This window comes from Mesorhizobium sp. M0968 (genome assembly GCF_040319065.1).
GTDB lineage: Bacteria > Pseudomonadota > Alphaproteobacteria > Rhizobiales > Rhizobiaceae > Mesorhizobium.
This window is the reverse complement of the sequence record NZ_JAMYNL010000081.1, coordinates 1-1,582: the sequence shown is the minus strand read 5'-3', so window position 1 is coordinate 1,582 and position 1,582 is coordinate 1. Positions and strand designations below refer to the sequence as shown.

Here is a 1,582-nt window from a genome sequence, read left to right as displayed (position 1 = left end):
CATCCTACTTCTCCGCCGTGACTTCCCCTGCGGAGTTTTAGAGTTCGCTTCTTGTATTTTATCTGCGACGTCCGCCCCCGCCCCCCCCGACACCAACGAAACTGCAAAGCAATGAGGGGATCAGTTCTTCGTTTCGCCCCAGGGGTCAAATCCTCACTTCGCTTGACACCATTCAGAAGACGTCCCTTGGAGCTCTGCGAATTCAAATGTACACGAAGTCTTCACGATGCGGACGCGGCAACCTCGGTTCGTACTCCGCGTCCAAACTCGACGTCCCAGCTGCGCTCCTGGGGTGCGGCTTCGCCACTCCGGCCGTGTGGGGAAAAGCAATTCGGCGACGTTCAACGCTTCTTCCAGATGCGGGTAGCCGGACGCGATGATGGTTTCGATGCCGATCTCCTGATACTCGCGAATGCGCGCGGCAACATTGTCGGGATTGCCGACCAGAGCTGTTCCCGCGCCGCCGCACCAGTCCAGGTCCCGCCCACAGGTTCGGGCCGAAAGTGGATAAAGAAGCGGGCGGAGACCCAGTCCCTCCCACAGCCCCCACCATCGGCGTTCATCCCGGTTCAGATTGAAAGCACTTCCGATCGGGCCTTGCTGCGACAGAGCAGCATGGCTGCGGTGGATTTGCCGGAGACTTGCGATGGGGCACGTAGGTCGGCATCTGCCGGGTCGTATCGGCGTCGCCCGTCCCGACCGACAAGCCTCACCCGCAGTTTCTGCTCATCTTCTTCCATCACAAGGTGTCCACCTATTTTGGTGGACACCTCATGCATCAGAGCACTCAACAGCAAAAGGTGCGGGGAAATTCGCGCTTACAATTGATCCGCATGAAGAAGCGCTGCGCCGACGTACTCAGCAGCGAAGGCACGTATGGCAGCGATCTGCGTCAGCTCTGCTTGCTGATTGCGCGACGCTAAGGAGACTGTTTGGGAGTGTCGGATCGGGCCGTGATGGCTCAGACAACACTCTCCTGGCGTCACGGCCCGGGAGCCCGTCACTCGCGAGGTCGCGGGCTTCTTTGCGCAGGGAATGCTGCGCTTCACCATGCGCGTTCGTGATCCCAAATTGAGGCGGTGACAGAGTTCGTGCAACACCTCATGCGCGCCTCGCACAAAGCGCATGACTGATCCTTGGCTGAGTTTGCCGAGAGACGCTTTGGTCCGGGACATAAATCCGCGTACGGGCACATTAGTCCTGCCTGTCTCGGGCACGGGACAACCTAAGCAAAGAGCGGCGGCCGCGATCCAACTGGCGCATCACTGGAGTGACCATGACACCGTGCATGACAAATTGAACTCAAAACGGCGAAGCAGACGGTGTACGCATCCGGTGAAGACCGCAGACGTGCGCATCCGGCAGCCAGGAGAACCGGAGTGCTGGGGTCAAGCTTTCTTTGGGGAGACGCGATGATATTCTTCGAGGAGGAGTTTGACCTCCTCGATGCCTTCATCGGTGAAGGCCAAGATCCCGTCGTCATCGTTGGCGCCGTAGACCCAGATGACGCCGTCCTCGGGCTCGAGACCGAGGGTCAGGTCCTGGATGAGCGCTTCGCTGACGCCGAGGTCCCTGGCGACAC

At 59.7% G+C, this 1,582-nt stretch carries 1 protein-coding gene and 1 pseudogene; both read right to left on the bottom strand.

Annotated features, from left to right (window positions below):
- Positions 1-153 precede the first annotated feature (153 nt).
- A pseudogene (locus NKH67_RS34295) lies at positions 154-496 on the bottom strand (hypothetical protein); the annotation flags it as partial.
- Between the two features lie 892 nt (positions 497-1,388).
- Positions 1,389-1,582: hypothetical protein (locus tag NKH67_RS33950; protein ID WP_353033097.1), on the bottom strand; the 194-nt coding region annotated here is incomplete at its 5' end.